Genomic DNA, 12,933 nt, shown 5'->3' on the forward strand with positions numbered 1-12,933 from the left:
GGGTTCACCACCGGTTCACCGGGGCGGGTCGCTACCGCGATGACGTCACCGTAGGCTGACGGCCATGCGTGAGGCCTACCACGACCAGCTCGGACAACTCGCCGATCAGCTCGCCGACATGTGCGGGATGGCCGGTGATGCGATGGAGCGTGCGACCGCGTCCCTGCTCCAGGCGGACCTCGCCCTCGCCGAGCAGGTGATCGGCGACGACTCCAAGATCGACGACGTGCGGGCCGACATCGAGGAGCAGGCGTACGCGCTGCTGGCGCTGCAGGCGCCGGTCGCCACCGACCTGCGCATCGTGCTCGCGGTGATCCACGCGGCGGAGAGCGTCGAGCGGATGGGCGACCTGGCGCTGCACGTGGCCAAGGCCGCGCGGCGCAGGCACCCGAACCCGGTGCTGCCCGACACCGTCCGGCCGTACTTCGCCGAGATGGGCCGCATCGCGGTCGAGCTGGCGCGTGAGGCGACCGACATCATCCGCACCCAGGACGTGGCGCGGGCGCGGTCGCTGGAGGACGCCGACGACGCGATGGACGACCTGCACCGCCACCTGTTCACGGTGATCATGGACAAGGACTGGGGCCACGGCGTGCCGTCCGCGGTGGACACCACGCTGCTCGGCCGGTTCTACGAGCGCTTCGCCGACCACGCCGTGTCGGTGGCCAAGCGCACCGTCTTCGTGGTCACGGGCCGGATGCCCGGGTACCACGGCGACGCCGGCTCCTGAGGCGTCAGTTGAGCAGGCCGTTCAGCTCCTGCGCGAGCTGGGCGGCGATGCGCGCGTTGTCGGCGGGGGCGTGGGTGAGCCACTTCTGGCCGTCCTGCCCCTGCCGCGTCTGCGACATGTAGCGACCCTGGTCGTTGTCGAACCACGCGACCTGCGGCGCGCGCTGCTCCCGGCCGTGCCTGCCGCGCACCGTGACGCCGAACTGGCCGGCGCGCAGCCGGGGGCGTTCGAACACCGCCTCCAAGGCGCGGACCTGCGCGGACGCGGTCGAGCGCGGTGCCATGGCCTGGGTGAACGTGGCGTTGCCGAAGTCGTCGTCGCGACGCGGTGCCGGCGGCGGTGCGGACGTGGGCATCGGCACCGTGATCGACTGGCCGGGGCCCGGTCGGGCCGGCGGGACGAGGTCCACGACCGTGCGCAGCAACGCGGGCGCCCGCATCAGGTCGACCTTGATCTGCCGGTCGTCCATCACCGCGAGCGCCGCGTTCTCACCGGCCGCGCAGCCGCGCGCCAGCAGTTGGCGCTCCACGTTGCGCGCGTCCAGCGAGGCGACCGCGTTGAGGCAGTAGTCGAAGCGGATCAGCAGGGTGAGCGCTTCCTCCACCTCGGGCGCGGCCCGGCCCCGCTGGGCCAGGCCGCGTGACTCCAGGTCGCGGTACACGGCGTTGCGGATGCCGCGCCGCTCGTCGATCGTCTGCCCGAGGTAGGGGAATTCGAACGGGTAGGGACGGCTGCCGAGCTTCAGGTCTTCCCAGAGCATGTCGGCCGCCGCGTGGGACAGGGCGAACGAGAACACGCTCACCCGCCGATGACCGGCGGAGCGACCATGGTGCCGTCGCCGAAGACGTCCTCGGTCTCCACCAGGTAGGACGCGGCCTTGTGCTCCTTGTCCTCGTCCCCCTGGCCGCGTGCGCCACCGGCGCCCGCGCCCATGCCCGCACCCATGGCACCGGGACCACCGCGGCCCGCCGCACCGGCGCCACCGGGGCCGCCGCTGCCGCCGGGACCGAAGCCGCCCGCGCCGGACCGACCGGCCTCGCCGAGCGTGCCCGCGCTGCCGCCGGGGCCGAAGCCGCCGCCCATACCACCGCGACCGGCCGCGGCCAGGCCACCGGGACCACCGCCGCCGCCGGGACCGCGTCCCATGCCGCCGCCGCCGGGACCACCAGGGCCTCGACCGCCGCCGGGGCCGTTCGGCAGGTTGGGACGCCCGCCGGGCGGGAGGTTCGGCCGGTTGTTCGGGTTGTTCGGGCCGCCGGGCGGGAAGTAGCCGGGCGGGTAGGGACCGCCGCCACCGCCGCCGGGCAGGTTGTTGTTGCCGCCGCCACCGCCGCCGGGCAGGTTGTTGTTGCCGCCGCCACCGCCGCCGGGCAGGGTCGTGCCGCCACCGGGGCCGGGGCCGTTCAAGCCGGACTGGTTGGTGTTGCCACCACCGCTGCCGCTGCCACTGCCGCCACCGCCGGGCATGCCGAGGTCGCCCATCCCGGTGCCGCTGCCGGTGCCCGTACCCGTGCCGCTGGGCACGGTCTGGCGGCCACCGATCTCCCCCGTGCCGGGCTTGCCGGGATCACCACCGCCGCCCGTGCCGTCCATGGGCGGGGGCGCGGAGAAGGCGGGCATGGTCGAGCCGGACTCCTGGAAGTCCTGCGACATGGTCGTCATGACCTCGGCGGCCCGCTCGTGGGCCTGCTGCTTCTCCTCGAACTTCTGCTCGATCTGGTCGATCGTCTCGGCCCACTTGAACGGGTTGGGCTCGGAGAAGAACATCTTGTAGGCGTCGGCGGTGCTGAAGTCGACCGGCTCGGGCATCGCGTTCTTCGCCTGCTCGGCCGCCTGGCTCTGCGTGTAGAGCTTGTTGCCGGTGAGCTGCGCGCCCTGGGCCGCGTTGCCGGACCAGGCGGCGACGTTGGTGAAGTACCCCTGCGCCGACTCCGCCGCCGCGCCTTGCCAGGCGCCCTTGCTGGCGGCCGTGGCGCTGGTCAGGTTGGACTGGAGTTCGGCGAGCGTGTTGCCGATCTTCGTCCAGGCCTCGCCCTGCTCGTTGGCGGTGCTGGGGGACATGTTCGTGGTGACCATGTCCTTGAGGGCCTTGTGGTCGTAGCCCATGTAGTGCGAGCCCGCGGGCGTCAGCGGCGGTCGGTAGTTCTCCACCACCTGTTCGAGCTGCTGCTCCTGCGTGGACTGGTACTGCGCCGACTGCTGCTTGTAGCGCAGGTAGTCGTCGAGTGTCGTGATGGCGCCGAAGATCCCGGGGTTGGCGGCCCGCTCACGCTCGTACTCGGCGCGCAGCTGCTCCTCGGTCTGCCCCGCGTAGGTGACCTGGGAAGCCTGGCTGTTGCTCTGCGGCGGCAGCGAGTTGGACGGCGGTCCGTACGGCGGCTGCGAGTTCGGCGGCGTCACGACGTTCTCCCCCCTCGGGTTACTTCGGCAGCTTAGGTTCGACGGCGGTGGCGACCGCAGTCGCCGTCTCACAGGAGGTTGCAAGGGAGCTGGATGCAACGATGACGTCTACCCTCGACGTCGGACCGACTTCCACCGCCACCAAGCACGACGTGTTGGTACCGGGCCCCTCGACGAGCCTGGCCTTGTGCGAGCCGATGGGAATGTCGGTCTTCTTCCCGGTACCTACCGCGTCAGCGATCGCAAGTTCGGGCTGCTTCGTGAGGCCGAGAGCCGCGATCGTCGAGACCTCGGCGCCGCACTCCTTTTCGTCCACCTTCTCGATTTCCGACAGGTTGAGCTGCGACGCGATCGACTGCAGGACTGCGCACGAATCAAAATCGGCCAGTGAGTCACCGCCCTTGGACGGCTTGGTGCTGGTGGTGCCCTTCGACGTCGACCCGGTCGACGTCGACTCGGTGGTGGGCCCGGGTGTAGCGGTTCCCCCGGTCGTGCAGCCTGTGGCGATCGCGCTCGACACCGCCAACAGCAGGACCACGCGAGCCGACAATGCCTTGATCAACTGTCCCACCCTCAGTAGCGCTTGTAGGTGCTGGCGTTCGAGCCGTCGACCTCACGATAGTTCTCGATCGCCTTCTGCAACGCCTCCCGCGCCTCGTTCAACGCGGATCGCAGTTGCTCGATCGCCGGGATGATGCCGGTCGTGCCGGCTCCACCGATGACGCTCTCCTCGTTGTAGCGGGCCATGGCGGTGCCGTCCGGACTGGTGCCCAGCTTGGTCTCCTGCTGGAGGCGGCCGATCTCCCGGTCCATCTTGAAGAGGTCCATCAGAGCGCCGTCGATGGCCTTCAGGTACTCCTGCGCCCCCGCCTCGCTGATGGCGAACGAGCCCGACTCGGCGGCCTGCTTCAAGCCGACCATGTTGGCCGTCATCGCCTGCATGGACTGTGCGCTCCACGCACCTTCCGCCGCCACCGCTACCCCCTGCGAGTCTGCCGATCCCAACGGTCACGGTACCCCCGAACGGAGGACCATGTCTCGGTTTTGACGGTAGGGGCGACCGCCGGGTTCCCGTGTCACCCGAACGCGCGAAAGCCCTCCCACCAGCGGTGGGAGGGCTTCGGCGCAGACGGCCCGATCAGCCGAAACGGCCGGAGATGTAGTCCTCCGTCGCCTTCTGGCTCGGGTTGGAGAAGATCTTCTCCGTGTCGTCCACCTCGATCAGCCGACCCGGCTGACCGACACCCAGCAGGTTGAAGAACGCGGTCTGGTCGCTGACCCGCGCGGCCTGCTGCATGTTGTGGGTCACGATGACGATCGTGTACTCCTTCTTCAACTCCGTGATCAAGTCCTCGATCGCCAGGGTCGAGATGGGGTCCAGCGCCGAGCACGGCTCGTCCATCAGCAGCACGTCCGGCTGCACGGCGATCGCCCGCGCGATGCACAACCGCTGCTGCTGACCACCGGACAGGCCGCCGCCGGGCCGTTCGAGGCGGTCCTTGACCTCGTTCCACAGGTTCGCCCCGCGCAACGACCGCTCGGCCACCTCGTCCAGCTTCTTCTTGTTCCGCTCGCCCGCGAGCTTCAGCCCCGCCACCACGTTGTCCCGGATGGACATCGTCGGGAACGGGTTGGGGCGCTGGAACACCATGCCGATGGTCCGGCGCACCTGCACCGGGTCGACGGACGAGGCGTAGATGTCCTCGCCGTCGAGCAGCACGGTGCCGTCCACCCGGGCACCGGGCGCCACCTCGTGCATGCGGTTCAACGACCGCAGCACGGTGGACTTCCCGCAACCGGACGGGCCGATGAACGCCGTCACGTTCTTCGGCGGCACGGCGAGCGAGACACCGTCCACGGCGTGGAACTTGCCGTAGTACAGGTTCAGGTCTTTCACGTCGATGCGCTTGGCCATGACCGCCCGCTCACTTCGTCTTCGGAGCCAGCCACCGCGAGATCACGGTAGCCAGCAGGTTGAACAGCGTGATGATGATGACCAGGGTGATCGCCGCACCCCAGATCCGCTCGAAACCGGCCTGCGTCGGGTTGTTCCGCTCCGAGGTCATCAGCAGCGGCAACGACGCCATCGGGCCGTCGAACAGGTTGTAGTTGATGTACGGCGCGTACGCGGCCAGCACGAGCACCGGCGCGGTCTCGCCCATGACGCGGGCCAGGGCCAGCATGATGCCGGTGATGATGCCGGACAGCGCGGTCGGGATGACGACCTTCGCGATCGTCTTCCACTTCGGGATGCCGAGCGCGTAGGCCGCCTCGCGCAGCTCGTCCGGCACGATCTTGAGCATTTCCTCGGTGGTCCGCACGATCACCGGCACCATCAGCAGCACCAGCGCCAACGACACCGCGAACCCGCTGCGGCCGAAGCCGAAGTACGTGATCCACAGGGTGTAGATGAACAGCGCGGCCACGATGGACGGCACACCGGTCAGGATGTCGACCATGAACGTGGTGGCCTTGGACAGCTTGGACCGGCCGCCGTACTCCACCAGGTAGATGCCGACGAACAGGCCGAGCGGCACGGACAGCAGCCCGCACACCAGGCCTTGCACCAACGTGCCGTAGATCGCGTGGTAGACGCCGCCGCCCTCTTGGCGGGACAGCAGGCCGGACAGCGACTTCTGCCACCAGTCGCCGTCCAGCACGACCGGGAAGCCGCGCTGGATCACCACGTACAGCACCCAGATCAGCGGCACGATCGCGACCAGGAACGCCCCGTACACCAGGGCCGTGGCGACACCGTTCTTGAACTTGCGCGCGCCGCTGACGCTCTGGAACGTCGGCGGCGTGGCGAGGCGGTTCAGGTCCGCCGTGTCGGTGGTCATTCGTACTCCTTGTGACCGGCGACGATGGCCCGGGCGATGGCGTTGACGCCGAAGGTGAGCACGAACAGCACCAGGCCGGCGGCGATGTACGCCCCCGCCGTGCGCGGGTCGTTGAACTCGGGCGCGGCCAGGGCGATCTTGGACGCGAACGTCGCGCCGCCGTCGAACAGGCTCCACGCGAACGCCGCACCCGTGCCGCTGAGGATGATCGTCAACGCGATCGTCTCGCCGAGCGCGCGGCCGAGGCCGAGCATCGAGGCGCTGACGTAACCCGCCTTGCCGAACGGCAGCACGGTCGTGCGCACGACCTCCCACTTGGTGGCGCCCAGCGCGATGGCGCCCTCGGTGTGGGTGACCGGCGTGCGGTCGAACACCTCGCGGCTGACCGCGGTGATGATCGGCAGGATCATCACGGCCAGCACGATGCCGGCGGTGAAGATGGTGCCGCCGAGCTCGATGCTGACGTTGCCCTCGGAGAACAGCGGGAACCAGCCCAGCGTCGACGTCAGCCACTCGCCGATCGGGGTGAGCACCGGGCCGAGCACGAGCAGGCCCCACAGGCCGAAGATGATCGACGGCACGGCCGCCAGCAGGTCGATGACGTAGGCGAACGGCCGGGCGAGCCGGCGCGGCGCGTACTGGGTGAGGAACAGCGCGATGCCCAGCGCGATCGGCATCGCGATGATCAGCGCGAACGCGGACGACACCACGGTGACCAGGAGCAGGTCCAGGATGCCGTACCGCATGTCGTTGACGTCGCCGGTCGCCCATTCGCGGCTGGTCAAGAAGTTGACCTTGTCCAGCGCGAGCGACGGGATGGCCTGTAGCAGCAGGAAGATACCGATCGCCGCGATCAGGACCACGATGAAGATGCCCGATCCGGTGGCCAGACCTGCGAAGATGCGGTCACCCGGCCGAACGATGGTCTTCCGATCGGCTTCCGTGGTCGGGGGAATCGGAGCCTCCGAGTCGGGTCGAGCGGCCGGAACGCCCGCACGGGCACCGGTCGAACCGGTGCCCGCGGGGCGTGGGGCCACTGTGCGGTCGTTCATCGCGATGGCGTTCCCGAGAAGTGTGCCGGCCTGGTCAGGCGATCGCCTTGATGGCGGTCAGCAGCTTCTCCTGGAAGGCGTCGGGCACGGGGGCGTAACCCGCGTCCGCGAGACCCGCCTGGCCGTCGGTCGCGGCCACCGTGAGGAACGCCTTGACGGCCTTCGCGGTGTCGGCGTCGTAGCCCTTCGAGCAGACGATCTCGTAGGTGGCCAGCAGCAGCGGGTAGGTGCCCGCCGCGGTGGAGCCGTAGATCGAGTTCAGGTCGAGGACCAGGTCGTTGCCGCTGCCCTTGATCTTGGCACCGTCGATGGCCTTGCCGACCGAGTCGGCGTTCAGCTCGACCGCACCGGCACCGTTGTCGATCTTGGCGACGGACAGCTTGTTGTCCTGCGCGAAGGACAGCTCGACGTAGGTGATGGCACCGTCAACGGAGCCGACGGCCTGCGCGACACCGGCGGACTTCTCCTTGGCCTCGCCGACACCGCCCTTGAACTGCTTGCCCGCGCCCTGGCTCCACGCGCCCTTGGAGGCGGCCTGGAGGTACAGCTGGAAGTTGTCCGTGGTGCCGGACTCGTCCGAGCGGTAGACGACCTTGATGTCCTTGTCCGGCAGCTTGGCGCTGCTGTTCAGGGCGGCGATGGCCGGGTCGTTCCACTTCTTGACGGTGCCGTTGAAGATCTTGGCGGCGACCTCGCCGGACAGCGTCAGGTCGGAGACGCCCTCCAGCTTGTAGCCGAGCGCGACCGGGCCGAAGACCAGCGGCAGGTTCCACGCCGGGTTGCCCTTGCAGCGCTCGGCCGCGCCGGCGACCTCGCCCTTGCTCTCCGACAGCGGCGAGTCGGAACCGCCGAAGTCGACCTGACCGCCGATGAACTGCTTGACGCCCGCACCGGAGCCGGAGGCGTTGTAGGCGAGGTCGGAGCCCTGGCACTTCTGCTGGTAGGCCTGGACGAACGTGTCCATCGCGTTCTTCTGCGCCGAAGAGCCCTCTGCGCTCAGCTTCGACTTGCCACCGCACTCGACCGGGGTCGACGACTCGCCGGTCGCCGGGGCCTGACCCTGTGGGGTGTTCGCGTCGCTGCCACACGCGGTGAGCAGAAGCGCACCGGCCGCGATCAGGCCGAGTACGGCGCCGTGTCGCTTGGTCTTCACCTGGGAGTCCTCCAGCTACGGAAGCGGATTTCGCGGCGAAGCTCCGCCGCTCGACACGGACGGTAGGTAGCGAGGGTGGACGGGTGCCCAGGAGAAGGTGAACGACGGGTGAACACCACACGGGAAGTGACGGAGTACACCGCCTTTTGGGTGTCCCGTGACCTGCACGTTTGCATGGCGTGATGGGTTTGTCACTACCGGGCGTATTGGACGTCCGAGTCCCAGCGCGTGAAACCCAACCGGTCGTACACGGCCAGCGCCGCGGCGTTGTCGGACTCGACGTACAGCATCACCCGCGTGAGCCCGGTGTCGCGCAGGTGCGCGAGGCCCGCGAGGGTGATGGCCTTGCCGAGGCCGCCGCCCTGCGCGTCCGGGTCGACGCCCACCACGTAGACCTCGCCGAGGTCGGCGGTGTGCACCTTGGTCCAGTGGAAGCCGAGGAGTCGGCCGTCGCCGTCGACCGCGAGGAGGAACCCGGCCGGGTCGAACCAGTGCTGGTCCTCCCTCTGGCGCAGGTCCTCGATGCTCATCGCGCTCTGCTCGGGGTGCCACGCGAACGCCCGGTGGTTGACGTAGACCACCGCCGCCTCGTCCCGGCCGCGCACGAACGGGCGCAACGTGACGCCGTCGGGCAGCACGGGTGCGGGCAGGTCGCCGTCCAGCGGGCGGCGCAGCCGGAGCAGCTCGCGGACCTTGCGGTAGGCGAGCTTGGCGGCGAGCGCCTCGGCGCCGGGGTGGCCGCCGTGCGACCAGATCCGCAGGGGCTTGGCGCGGTCGGCCACGGCGTCGAGCAGCGCGGTGCCGACACCGCGACGGCGGTGGTCGGGGTGCACGGCCAGCTCGGCGACCTCGTTGCCGTCGGAGTCGCCGAAGACATCCAGGTGCAGGTAGCCGACCAGCGCTTCGCCCTCACGGACCAGCAGGTGACGGCTACCCCGCGCATCAGGGCGAAGACGAAGGATCACGGCCTCACCGACGGGGGCGACACCGTCGGTGGCTTGGGCAGCCCCGAGCAGGCCGGAGATCTCGTCGGCCTGCCCGGGGGACAGCTCCTCGTACCAGCTCAATTCCACGCGGTGAAACCTAGTCGACCCCGCGGGGAGCTCGCCGCCGTCCGCGGCGCGGCGGCGATCAAGCGCGGTAGATCAGCTCGGCTTCGTCGATCGTGTTGTCCGGCGCGTCCATGACCTGGTCCACGCGGCGGGAGCTGCCCGGGCGCGGGGGGCGGACGAACTTGTAGCCGACGTTGCGCACGGTGCCGATGAGGGACTCGTGCTCGGGGCCCAGCTTGGCGCGCAGGCGCCGGACGTGCACGTCCACCGTCCGCGTGCCGCCGAAGAAGTCGTAACCCCAGACCTCCTGCAACAGCTGCGCGCGGGTGAACACGCGGCCCGCGTGCTGCGCCAGGTACTTCAGGAGCTCGAACTCCTTGTAGGTGAGGTCGAGCGGCCGGCCGCGCAGGCGGGCGGTGTAGGTCGCCTCGTCGATGACCAGCTCGCCGAGCTGCAACGAGCCGTCGCCGCCCTGCTGCGTGGTGCCGCGCCGCGAGCGCACCAGGCGCAGTCGGGCGTCCACCTCGGCCGGGCCGGAGGTGGGGAGCAGGATCTCGTCCACGCTCCAGTCGGAGTTGACCGCAACCAGGCCGCCCTCGGTGACGATCGCCACCACGGGCACGTCGACCCCGCTGGAGTCCAGCAGCCGGCACAGGCTGCGCGCGGCCACCAGGTCGGTCCTGGCGTCGACCAGGACGATGTCGTGGGGACCGGCTTCCAGCAGCGCCGAGACCTCCGGCCGCAGCGGGCGCACCTCGTGCGGGAGGAGCGACAGCGCGGGGAGAACCGCCTCGGGGTCGGAGTCGGTGGTCAGCAGCAGCACGTCGATACTCATCGCGGGCCCTCTCGTTCGGCCGGTGCTTGGTCACCGACCAGGCACAGGCGAAGTACGGTGACCGGGCCCCGTTGCCTGCGGATGACGGAGACAATACCGGTGCACGCCACGAAAGACCCAGGTCAGCAGGTCAGGGTCACAGTTGTTTCCACAAGCGTCACGCCTGTTACATCCATGTCACACGACGCTGTCCGTTTGCACGGTCTGCATGTGAGATCGACACCGTCCGTGACGGATCTCGCATTCGTGGTGGGTCACGGCTTCACCAACCACGTGCGCAAGCCGGTCGTCTCACGCGTGTTGAGGCGGTTCGCCAGGCACGGAGGGGTCGTCGCGCTGGACTTCCGCGGCCACGGCCGGTCCGGTGGGCGGTCCACCGTCGGCAGTGACGAAATCCACGACCTGGCGGCGGGCGTTTCGCTCGCCCGCCGGCTCGGGTACCGCCGGGTGGTGACCGTCGGCTTCTCCATGGGCGCGTCCATCGCGCTGCGCCACGCGGGCCTGCACGACGACAAACCGGACGCCGTCGCGGCGGTCAGCGCGCCGTCGCGCTGGTGGGTGCGCGACACGGTGGCGATGCGCCGCGTGCACTGGCTGCTCGAACAGCCGCACGGCAGGTTGGCCGCCCGCGCGCTCGGCGTGCGCCTCGGCCCGCCGTGGCCGACCACGCCGGAGAGCCCGCTGGAGGTGGTCCACCGCATCACCCCCACCCCACTGCTCATCGTGCACGGTGAGCAGGACCACTACTTCGGCCCGGCGCACGCCGTCGCGCTGCACCGGGCGGCGGGCGGCGACGCCGAGCTGTGGGTGGAGCCCGGCGTCCGGCACGCCGAGTCGGCGATGACGCCCGCTCTGGTAGACCGGATCGCGACCTGGCTGGACGAACGCTCCCGGCACCCGACCCCGCACCACCACGCAGACCGGACAGAGGGCAGGCGATGACCGCGACCGAGACCAAGCGCCGCCGTCCCACGCGCGGGCGCAAGCTGATCATCGCCGCCCTCGTGGTCGGCGCGCTCCTGGTCGCGGCCGACTTCGGGTTGGCCGCGGCGGGCGAGTACCAGGTCGCGCAGAAGATGCGGGAGAAGTTCGGGCTCAGCGAGGACCCGTCGGTCCGGATCAACGGCTTCCCGTTCATCACGCAGGCCATCGGCGGCGACTACCGGGACATCGAGATCAGCGCCAGCGGCGTGCCCGTGCGCGACCAGCTGCGCGACCTGGAGATCCGGGCGAACCTCTACCACACCCGCATCGGCCTGTCGGACCTGTTGGCGGGCAACACCCGCGGCGCGAAGATCGACCAGGTCAAGGGCAGCGTCAAGATCAAGGCCAACGACCTGAACCGACTGGTCAACCAGGTCACGCCGTTCACCGACATGGCGATCGAGCCGGACCACCGCACCGAGCTGCCCGCCGGGCAGAAGCCGGACCCCACGGTGGCGGCGGTGAAGCTGTCCGGCAACACCAAGGTCGCGGGCCGCAACATCCGGATCACCGCGTACGGCACGGTGTCGCTGGTCAACGGCCAGGTGGTGATCGGCATGAACGACGTCGAGCTGGACGACCTGGCACTGGACGGGCTGGACGCGGTGCTCGGCGTGGTGCGCGAGGCGTTGAGCGTGACCATCGACCCGGGCGCGCTGCCCTTCACGGTGACGCCGACCGCTGTCAAGGTGGAGAGCGGCGCGTTCATCGTGGAAGGTGCCATCAACGACATCCCCCTGGACGAAGGCGGCAACTAGGTGACCGGTGCGTGGGCCCTGCTCGGCGCGGTGGCGGTCGTCGCCGTGATCGCCGCGGTGCTGCGCGCGCGGGACGGCCGGGTGCGCGCGGCCAAGCCGCGGGAGGGCTTGCCCGCGGCCGTGCGCGACCTGCTCGACCTGCACACGCCGGTGACGCTGGTGCAGGTGTCGACGACGTTCTGCGCGACGTGCCGCCGGACCCGGGCGCTGCTCGACGACCTCGCCGGCCGCACCGAGGGGCTGCGGCACGTCGAGCTCGACGTCACCGACCTGCCGGAGGTCGCGGCCGAACTCGGGGTGGTGCGCGCGCCGACGACGTTGGCGTTGGCGCCCTCCGGCGCGGAGCTCCTGCGGGTCGGCGGGGTGCCGAAGCCGGACACGCTTATTGCGGCTCTGCGCCCCTACCTACCTGGACCGATCGGGTGAACCTGGGAACTCCCACCAGTTGGACGCCACTCCCGACAGCAGGGACGACCGGCTACCCTCGCACCCATGACCACGCTGCTGACCAAGCGACTCGCGGTGGACCTGTGCCGCGTGCGCAGCAGCCTGTGTCGCGCGGCGCGCCAACCGGGCGGCCCGGCGGCCACGCGCACCCCTTGACGGGCGTGCGCGGCTGCCCTAACACCGCCTGAGACGGACTGCCAGTTCTGTCCACCGTCAGGAGGTCGCCGTGCCGAAAGATGCCACCGCCACGAAGGACGCGCCGGTCGACCCGCGCGGTCCGCGGTTCAGCGCCTGGATCACCTCCGCCATCCTGGCGGTCGTGCTGCTGACCGGGTCCTGGCGCCTGCTCGGCGCGCAGACCGTGCTGTTCGGGATGTGTGCGTTCATCTCGCTCAAGCTCAACCCGTGGGGCCACATCTACCGGTTCGCCGTGCAGCCGAGGATCAAGCCGACGACCGAGCGCGAGGAAGCCGCCCCGCTGCGGTTCGCGCAGGGCGTCGGGTTCGTCCTCGCGCTGGTCGGCACGATCGGCTACGCCACCGGCCTCACCGCGCTCGGAGTCGTCGCGACGTCCGCCGCGCTCGCCGCCTCGCTGCTCAACGCCGCGGTCGGCCTGTGCCTGGGCTGCGAGATGTTCCTGCTCCTGCGCCGCTACGCACCCGCGCTCGCCCGACCCCAGTGA

General features: G+C 70.2%; 16 protein-coding genes. 6 read left to right on the forward strand and 10 right to left on the reverse strand.

Annotation, left to right across the window (positions count from 1 at the left end; all coding sequences use genetic code 11):
• The first annotated feature begins 64 nt into the window (after positions 1-64).
• A complete protein-coding gene (gene phoU, locus ACYVLT_RS29365; RefSeq protein WP_461123409.1) occupies positions 65-730 on the forward strand; it encodes a phosphate signaling complex protein PhoU in 666 nt (221 codons plus the stop codon).
• Between the two features lie 4 nt (positions 731-734).
• Here the strand turns inward: phoU and ACYVLT_RS29370 are convergent, their stop codons facing one another.
• The 10 genes from ACYVLT_RS29370 to ACYVLT_RS29415 form a co-directional block, all read right to left on the reverse strand.
• Complete coding sequence (locus ACYVLT_RS29370) at positions 735-1,532, reverse strand: ESX secretion-associated protein EspG (protein WP_461123410.1); 798 nt, start codon at positions 1,530-1,532, stop codon at positions 735-737.
• On the reverse strand, positions 1,529-3,130 hold the full coding sequence (locus ACYVLT_RS29375; RefSeq protein WP_461123411.1) for a hypothetical protein: 1,602 nt from the start codon (positions 3,128-3,130) through the stop codon (positions 1,529-1,531). Before ACYVLT_RS29375 ends, ACYVLT_RS29370 begins: the two co-directional genes overlap by 4 nt.
• A 19-nt stretch (positions 3,131-3,149) precedes the next feature.
• Entirely contained in the window at positions 3,150-3,692 is a 543-nt protein-coding gene (locus ACYVLT_RS29380; RefSeq protein WP_461123412.1) for a DUF3558 domain-containing protein, read from the reverse strand.
• An 11-nt stretch (positions 3,693-3,703) separates the two neighbouring features.
• Positions 3,704-4,072 carry a hypothetical protein gene (locus ACYVLT_RS29385; RefSeq protein ID WP_461123413.1) on the reverse strand — a complete coding sequence of 123 codons (369 nt, stop codon included), beginning with the start codon at positions 4,070-4,072 and terminating at the stop codon, positions 3,704-3,706.
• 196 nt (positions 4,073-4,268) lie between these two features.
• Positions 4,269-5,045, reverse strand: a complete 777-nt coding sequence (pstB, locus tag ACYVLT_RS29390; protein WP_461123414.1) for a phosphate ABC transporter ATP-binding protein PstB — start codon at positions 5,043-5,045, stop codon at positions 4,269-4,271.
• Between the two features lie 10 nt (positions 5,046-5,055).
• A complete protein-coding gene (gene pstA / locus ACYVLT_RS29395; RefSeq protein WP_461123415.1) occupies positions 5,056-5,970 on the reverse strand; it encodes a phosphate ABC transporter permease PstA in 915 nt (304 codons plus the stop codon).
• Positions 5,967-7,022 carry a phosphate ABC transporter permease subunit PstC gene (pstC, locus tag ACYVLT_RS29400; protein ID WP_461123416.1) on the reverse strand — a complete coding sequence of 352 codons (1,056 nt, stop codon included), beginning with the start codon at positions 7,020-7,022 and terminating at the stop codon, positions 5,967-5,969. Before pstC ends, pstA begins: the two co-directional genes overlap by 4 nt.
• Positions 7,023-7,056: 34 nt before the next feature.
• Positions 7,057-8,175 carry a phosphate ABC transporter substrate-binding protein PstS gene (gene pstS / locus ACYVLT_RS29405; protein WP_461123417.1) on the reverse strand — a complete coding sequence of 373 codons (1,119 nt, stop codon included), beginning with the start codon at positions 8,173-8,175 and terminating at the stop codon, positions 7,057-7,059.
• Between the two features lie 194 nt (positions 8,176-8,369).
• Positions 8,370-9,248: a mycothiol synthase gene (mshD, locus tag ACYVLT_RS29410; protein ID WP_461123418.1), complete on the reverse strand. Its 879-nt coding sequence runs from the start codon at positions 9,246-9,248 to the stop codon at positions 8,370-8,372.
• Positions 9,249-9,306: 58 nt separating this feature from the next.
• Positions 9,307-10,062 carry a winged helix-turn-helix transcriptional regulator gene (locus ACYVLT_RS29415; RefSeq protein WP_360462065.1) on the reverse strand — a complete coding sequence of 252 codons (756 nt, stop codon included), beginning with the start codon at positions 10,060-10,062 and terminating at the stop codon, positions 9,307-9,309.
• Between the two features lie 228 nt (positions 10,063-10,290).
• Here ACYVLT_RS29415 and ACYVLT_RS29420 point away from each other — a divergent pair, with 228 nt between their 5' ends.
• The 5 genes from ACYVLT_RS29420 (at position 10,291) to ACYVLT_RS29440 (ending at position 12,933) form a co-directional block, all read left to right on the forward strand.
• On the forward strand, positions 10,291-11,004 hold the full coding sequence (locus tag ACYVLT_RS29420; RefSeq protein ID WP_461123419.1) for an alpha/beta hydrolase family protein: 714 nt from the start codon (positions 10,291-10,293) through the stop codon (positions 11,002-11,004).
• Complete coding sequence (locus ACYVLT_RS29425) at positions 11,001-11,804, forward strand: LmeA family phospholipid-binding protein (RefSeq protein WP_461123420.1); 804 nt, start codon at positions 11,001-11,003, stop codon at positions 11,802-11,804. Before ACYVLT_RS29420 ends, ACYVLT_RS29425 begins: the two co-directional genes overlap by 4 nt.
• Positions 11,805-12,230, forward strand: coding sequence for a TlpA family protein disulfide reductase (locus ACYVLT_RS29430; RefSeq protein ID WP_461123421.1), 426 nt, complete (start codon positions 11,805-11,807; stop codon positions 12,228-12,230).
• A gap of 66 nt (positions 12,231-12,296) precedes the next feature.
• Entirely contained in the window at positions 12,297-12,407 is a 111-nt protein-coding gene (locus ACYVLT_RS29435) for a putative leader peptide (RefSeq protein WP_461123422.1), read from the forward strand.
• Between the two features lie 70 nt (positions 12,408-12,477).
• A complete protein-coding gene (locus ACYVLT_RS29440; RefSeq protein WP_461123423.1) occupies positions 12,478-12,933 on the forward strand; it encodes a DUF4395 domain-containing protein in 456 nt (151 codons plus the stop codon).

The sequence above is a fragment of the Saccharothrix stipae genome, assembly GCF_054781895.1.

Coding starts and splice junctions, on each gene's coding strand:
- phoU (WP_461123409.1), top strand. CDS start 65: ATGCGTGAGGCCTACCACGACCAGCTCGGACAACTCGCCGATCAGCTC.
- ACYVLT_RS29385 (WP_461123413.1), bottom strand. CDS start 4,072: ATGCAGGCGATGACGGCCAACATGGTCGGCTTGAAGCAGGCCGCCGAG.
- pstB (WP_461123414.1), bottom strand. CDS start 5,045: ATGGCCAAGCGCATCGACGTGAAAGACCTGAACCTGTACTACGGCAAG.
- pstA (WP_461123415.1), bottom strand. CDS start 5,970: ATGACCACCGACACGGCGGACCTGAACCGCCTCGCCACGCCGCCGACG.
- pstC (WP_461123416.1), bottom strand. CDS start 7,022: ATGAACGACCGCACAGTGGCCCCACGCCCCGCGGGCACCGGTTCGACC.
- ACYVLT_RS29415 (WP_360462065.1), bottom strand. CDS start 10,062: ATGAGTATCGACGTGCTGCTGCTGACCACCGACTCCGACCCCGAGGCG.
- ACYVLT_RS29425 (WP_461123420.1), top strand. CDS start 11,001: ATGACCGCGACCGAGACCAAGCGCCGCCGTCCCACGCGCGGGCGCAAG.
- ACYVLT_RS29435 (WP_461123422.1), top strand. CDS start 12,297: ATGACCACGCTGCTGACCAAGCGACTCGCGGTGGACCTGTGCCGCGTG.